The 6,405-nt window shown below is 40.7% G+C and carries 4 protein-coding genes and 1 pseudogene; 2 read left to right on the forward strand and 3 right to left on the reverse strand.

The window, feature by feature from the left end; translation table 11 throughout:
- A pseudogene (locus Q0212_RS07445) lies at positions 1 to 616 on the reverse strand (apolipoprotein N-acyltransferase); the annotation flags it as partial.
- Positions 616 to 1,467, reverse strand: coding sequence for an HlyC/CorC family transporter (locus tag Q0212_RS07450; protein ID WP_297924113.1), 852 nt, complete (start codon positions 1,465 to 1,467; stop codon positions 616 to 618). The gene Q0212_RS07450 and the pseudogene Q0212_RS07445, both read right to left, overlap by 1 nt.
- A gap of 123 nt (positions 1,468 to 1,590) precedes the next feature.
- Here Q0212_RS07450 and Q0212_RS07455 point away from each other — a divergent pair, with 123 nt between their 5' ends.
- Positions 1,591 to 1,818 (forward strand): hypothetical protein, encoded by a 228-nt coding sequence (locus Q0212_RS07455; protein ID WP_297924114.1) that lies wholly within the window; start codon positions 1,591 to 1,593, stop codon positions 1,816 to 1,818.
- 1 nt (position 1,819) lies between these two features.
- Here the strand turns inward: Q0212_RS07455 and mfd are convergent, their stop codons facing one another.
- Positions 1,820 to 5,278, reverse strand: coding sequence for a transcription-repair coupling factor (gene mfd, locus Q0212_RS07460; protein WP_297924116.1), 3,459 nt, complete (start codon positions 5,276 to 5,278; stop codon positions 1,820 to 1,822).
- Positions 5,279 to 5,468: 190 nt separating this feature from the next.
- Between mfd and Q0212_RS07465 the strand changes: the two genes are divergently transcribed.
- Positions 5,469 to 6,405: MbnP family copper-binding protein (locus tag Q0212_RS07465; RefSeq protein WP_297924118.1), on the forward strand; the 937-nt coding region annotated here is incomplete at its 3' end.

The raw sequence follows: 6,405 nt of genomic DNA on the forward strand, positions 1-6,405 counted from the left end.
ATACTACGCCCCAAATAAGGCTAATCAGTGCGGCATAAGACCATGCTTTTTGCTGATATTTAGCAATCATTAATAAACATTGTGCAGAAACAACCGCTAATAAACCAACACCAAATACACCTAAAATGGGTGCATAAGCGACTAATACTGAATCAATAAACGCATATCCAGTAAATAGCCAAGGGAAGCCTGTAAATAACCACGTTTTTAACCATTCAAAAATAATAAATAACGGTGCAAAAGTTAGCAAAGTATGTTTGTCGAGCTTAAAACGTCGATAAAGATAAGCCATTAAGCCTGTAAAAGAACCCATCACGATGGCAACAAATAGCACCATTAAACTGGCTAGCCATGCGGGGGTATAACCATATTCATGAATAGAAACAAATAACCAAGAAACGCCAACACCCCATAAACCTGTACCAAAACTCCAACCACGTAATAAGGCTTGTTTGGGTGTTTGTTGTGGTAATAAATCGGCAAATAAGGCGATACACACTAAAGCTAATGGCCAACAATGATAGGGGGCTAAGCTAAAAGGCAATAAAGCACCCAAAATACCTGCATAAATTGGCGCAAATTTGGAGTGGCGTAATTTGGATAAAAGGTTGTTCATTATGTAATCTTGCGTAAGTCTTGCACACGAATCACGCTAATCATGCGTAAATCAGCCGCTAAGATAGTAAATCGCCAATGTACTAAATCAATATATTCGTTAATTTGTGGCATACGCGCAAATTCACTCAAAATAATACCACCAATCGTTTCAAAGTCTTCGTGGCTAAACTGACTACCAAAATAATCATTAAATTCGGTGATGGGGGTAATCGCTTGTACGACATACGTCCCGTCTGCTTGTTCACTAATCCAATGGGAGCCTTCATCGGCATCATCATGTTCGTCGTGAATATCACCAACAATTTGCTCTAAGGCATCCTCTAGGGTCACTAGACCTGCAATTCCACCATATTCGTCAACAACAATGGCCATGTGGGTTTGTTTTTCTTTAAATTCGCGTAAGAGGCGATCTAAGTGAGCAGATTCTGGGACACAAAAAGCAGGGCGTAAATAATCTTTTAAATCAAAACGATCAGATTTTTGACCAATTAAACGTAATAAGTCTTTGGCTAATAAAATACCCACAACTTCGTCTGAATTATCGCTAGCTAAAACGGGAAAGCGTGAATGAGCGGATTCGATAAGAATAGGTAAAAAATCTTTTGGTTCGCTATCATCACGAATCGACATGATTTGCGCTCTAGGTACCATAATTTCACGTACCTGCATGTCCGCAACGCGTAAAGTTGATTCAATAATTTGTTGAGATTCAGCATCTAAAACGCCACGTTTGCCAGCACTGTGAATGATTGCAAGCAGTTCTTCTCGGTTTTCTGGTTCAGTAGATAATAAATTGCTTAATCGGTTAAACCAAGATTTAGGCGTATCATTGCCACGCTCATCGCTCATATATAATCCTATTGGGTTCTATTTTTCGCGCTGATTATAACCTTAGCTTTTGTGAATCTCCATGTATTTAAATTTTTAGAAAATGTGCTAAGTTAAGACCCTAAGCAGTTTTAGAGATTAAAAATGAATAAATTAATGACGGTGTTGGTTTGTGTGTTGACCTTAGTTGCTTGTCAAAAACAAGAGCCTGTTAAAACAACAGAAGATAATGGCCGACCAGAAACGCGCAGTATTGAAGCAGCCGATGCTATGGGGTATAACGGCAAAGAGGTTCGTAAAAAAGTTGATGGAGCGTTAGATGCCAATGATGCACATAACGCTCAATTAGAACAACAGACAAATGAGCAGTAAGTTAAGATTTCAGTTTAGTTAAGAGTTGCTCAACAAAACTTAAACGCTTTTGGCTGTCAGTTAAATCACTGATAAAACGTAGCTTTTCTGCTCCATCTAATTTAAATTGAGCAGGTTGTTTTTGCACCAATTGAACAATAGTGATGGGTTGAACCGTTGTATCTTTAGCAAACTCCAAACGACCACCTTGAGCATGAGCATCAATCTTTTTAATGCCTAAATCGGCTGCTTGTAATTTAATTTTGTGGGTGGCAAATAGGTTTTTAGTGGCTTCGGGTAACAAGCCAAAACGATCAATCATTTCTACTTGTAATTCGTCTAAAGCTTCGTAACTCTCAGCATGGCTAATACGTTTATACATCAATAAACGATTATGCACGTCTGGCAAATAATCATCAGGAATTAAGGCCGATAAACGTAAATTGATGTCAGCGGTTAGACTTAATGGCTGTTCGAGATTCGGGGTTTTGCCAGCTTTAATGGCTTTTACGGCCCTTTCTAACATTTCCATGTAAAGGGTGAAGCCAACAGCTTGCATATTACCACTTTGTTCTTCGCCTAATAATTCACCCGCACCACGAATTTCTAAATCTTGGCTGGCTAACGCAAAACCTGCACCTAAGTCATCAGCATTAGCAATGGCTTCGAGTCGTTTTTCGGCATCGGCACTGAGTAACTTTTTATTGGGAATCAATAAATAAGCATAAGCTTGATGATGAGAGCGACCCACACGACCACGTAATTGATGGAGTTGTGCTAAACCGAGTTTATCGGCGCGTTCCATAATAATGGTATTGGCCGAAGGCACGTCAATCCCTGTTTCAATAATAGTACTACACACTAAAACATTAAATTGCTTGTGGTAGAACTGTTGCATGACATGTTCCAAGTCACGTTCACGCATTTGGCCGTGAGCAATACCGACACGCGCTTCTGGCAATAAACCTTGTAAATCAGCGGCGCATTTTTCAATCGTTGCCACATCGTTATGTAAAAAATACACTTGGCCACCGCGTAATAATTCACGCAAAATCGCCTCTTTAATCACATTGTTATGTGTTTCTCGCACAAAGGTTTTTACCGCTAAACGTTTGGCAGGAGGTGTGGCAATAATCGATAAATCGCGTAAGCCTGATAAAGCCATATTTAAGGTGCGCGGAATGGGGGTGGCGGTGAGGGTTAACAAATCCACATCGGCACGGCGATTTTTTAAGGCTTCTTTGTGGCGTACACCAAAACGATGTTCTTCATCGACAATCATCAAGCCCAAGTCTTTAAACTCAACACTATCTTGCAAAAGTTTGTGAGTGCCAATGATGATGTCAATTTTGCCTGTGGCGAGTTCGTCTAAGGCTTTTTGTTGTTCTTTGGCGGTTTTAAAGCGCGATAACACTTCAATTTTAACAGGCCAGTCAGCAAAACGGTCACAAAAGTTTTCATAGTGTTGTTGGGCAAGTAGGGTGGTTGGTACTAAAACCGCGACTTGTTTGCCATCGTGAATTGAGACAAAGGCAGCACGCATCGCCACTTCGGTTTTACCAAAGCCCACATCACCACACACCAATCTATCCATTGGTCGTGGTGAGCGTAAATCGGCAATGGTTGATAAAATGGCATTGGCTTGGTCGGCGGTTTCTTCAAAGGCAAAACCAGCACAAAATTTGGCGTATTCTTGCTCATCAAATTTAAAGGCATAACCCGCTTTGGCGGCACGTCTTGCACTAATACTTAACAATTCGGCAGCCACATCATGCACTTGTTCGGCCGCTTTTTTACGGGCTTTTTGCCATTGTTCGTTGCCTAGTTTATGTAAGGGGGCAAGCGCATCTTCTGTGCCAGAATAACGAGCAATTAAATGCAGATTGGCAACAGGCACATACAATTTGGCATTGTCGGCATAAATTAACTGTAAAAACTCTTGGGTTTGGCCATCCATGTCTAAGGTAATTAAGCCTTGGTAACGTCCCACACCATAATCAATATGCACCACAGGCACACCAATGGTTAATTCGCTTAAACTACGAATCGCTAATTCGGCTGCACCTTCACCTGTGGTGGCTTTACGACGGCGTTTTTGCATAACCCGTTGACCAAACAATTGGCTTTCGGCAATCACGGTCACATCAGGCAATGATAGACCTTGTTCTAACGGTGCAATGGTTAAGGCAAAACGTAGATCTTTTTGGATAAATTCTTGCCAACTATTAACCAATATTGGCTGGAGCTTGGCTTTGTTGAGCAACGATAACAGGCTTTCGCGGCGACCTGCACTTTCGGCACACAACAAAATTCGTTGTGGTTGCTGCTGAATATAACTGGCTAAATGGGCGAGTGGTGTATCACTGCGCGAGTCTATGGGTAAATTGATGGGCTGACTAAAATCAAATAAGCTGGTGCCTGCTTTTTCGGCTTCGGTTTGTTGGTTTAACTGTAAGCGGGCAAAGTTATTCAGTTGGCCAAATAACTCATTACTGCGTAAAAATAAGCTGTCAGGCGATAAAATCGGTAGGTGATTGTCATGGCGACGATCTTCATATCGCTGATTAAGCTCTGTCCAAAAATGGTCTAATTGTGAATGACAGTCGCTCATGGTGGCCACTAAGCTATGACGTGGCAAATAATCACATAAACTTGCGTGTTCTTTAAAAAAGAGTGGTAAATAATATTCAATACCTGCAGCCGCTAAACCTTGATTAATGTCTTGATATAACGCACATTTTTTGGGATCAGTTTGGGGAAATGTTTCTGCCCATTGATCTTTAAACAAACGAATGGCAGTGCGGTCAAATGGAAACTCTCGTGCTGGTAATAACTCTAATTGCTTAATGGTTTCGGTGGTGCGTTGATTGTCAGGATTAAACAGGCGAAGACTATCAATTTCATCATCAAATAATTCGATGCGGACAGGTGCTGTTGCTCCCATCGGATAAATATCCATCAAGCTACCACGCACCGCATATTCACCGTGTTCATAAACGGTTTCAACCGCACGATAACCCACAGCCTCTAAACGTTGGCGAGTGGCATCTAAATCAAATTTTTGACCGCATTTTAAACTAAAGCTTTGTGCCGATAACCAACTGGGTGGCGCTAAACGTTGAGCTAAGGTAGTAATGGGCGTAATCACTAAACCTTTAGTCAATGTCGGTAAGGTGGCTAAAATACGTAAACGTTCAGAAATAATATCTTGATGCGGTGATAATAAATCGTAAGGTAAGGTTTCCCAATCGGGAAAATGCAAAATAGGGATTTGCTCGCCACTAAAAAAACGAACTTCTTCTTCTAATCGTGCCGCTTGTTGACTGTCGGCAGTAATTAATAACACCACGCCTGACCATTGTTGAATGGCTAAACTCAGGCTTAAACCTGCGCCTGAGCCTAATAAATTAGCCCATGTTTTTTTGTCGCCAGTATGGCTGGGAAGGAGTAGTTTTGTGGTTAATGTCGAGACAGCAGTCATAGTTGGCCTTATAAGCTCATCATATTTTAACGCGCGCATTGTAGCCGATTTACTGCGTTTGTGAATGGGACAGTAAATTCTGATGCGTTTAAAGTGCGACAAAATGTCGCAGGGTCACTGATAGCTAAATGATTTATAATTGTTTCAAGTTTAAAACGTGTTTTTATTGGTTTGTATATAGGTGAATATAATGCGTCAGTCGAAAATGTTAGCAGTGTCCAGTTTAGCTTTATTAGTCGCTGCTTGTGGTGGCGGTAGTAATGATGATACAGCTAATAAAAACACAAATACTTTACCTGTAGTTGTGACAAGCAAAGATGTTGCTATCCAATTTGCTGCTCAAGCAAATGGCGCAGATGTGAAATGTGGCGCAGTAAATAGCATTAATAATATTGGGACAAGCAATAAAACCGTTGAAATTCGCGATTTACGTTTTTATGTTGCCGAAGTGAAATTGATTAATGACAAAAATGAAGCAGTAGCGGTTGTGTTAAAAGAAAGTCCTGAAAATGTTAATCAACGTTATGGCGTGACATTATTAGATTTTGAAGATGCAACGGGCGTATGTGCCGAAGTAGGGACAAAAGACACCTATACGACAATTCAAGGAACAATTCCACAAGGTAACTATACAGGGATTCAGTTTATTTTAGGCGTACCTGATACGGGTGTTGACAGTACAGGTAAAACCATCGCTTTAAGTCATACCGAAACAACATCAATGTTAGCACCTTTAGATGTGGCTGCTATGGCATGGAGTTGGCAGGGTGGTCGTAAATTTGTCAAAGTCGAAGTTAATCCTGTTGGTGGTGTGTTTAATCAAAAAGGTACCGCAGATACCTCTGATGATGCTAATGAAAAAGTTTGGACAGTGCATTTAGGCGCAACAGGTTGTACCGATAAAGGAGCGACCGAATCACCCTTAACACGTTATGAGTGTTCTAATCCAAATTTAACCACTATTAAACTACCAACCTTTGATTATACCAAACAAAAAGTAGTGTTGGATATTCCCGCATTATTCATGGGGTCAGAAGTGTCATTAAACAAAGTTGGGCCATTGGGTTGTATGTCGGGTAAAACAGTTACCGAATGTGGTGCAGTTTTTGATGCTTTAGGTATTATTT

The organism is uncultured Agitococcus sp. (assembly GCF_937920075.1).
In the GTDB taxonomy this organism is placed as follows: Bacteria; Pseudomonadota; Gammaproteobacteria; order Pseudomonadales; family Moraxellaceae; genus Agitococcus.

Excerpts from the sequence above, each read along its gene's own strand:
- Q0212_RS07450 (WP_297924113.1), bottom strand. The coding sequence starts at position 1,467 with ATGAGCGATGAGCGTGGCAATGATACGCCTAAATCTTGGTTTAACCGA.
- Q0212_RS07455 (WP_297924114.1), top strand. The coding sequence starts at position 1,591 with ATGAATAAATTAATGACGGTGTTGGTTTGTGTGTTGACCTTAGTTGCT.
- mfd (WP_297924116.1), bottom strand. The coding sequence starts at position 5,278 with ATGACTGCTGTCTCGACATTAACCACAAAACTACTCCTTCCCAGCCAT.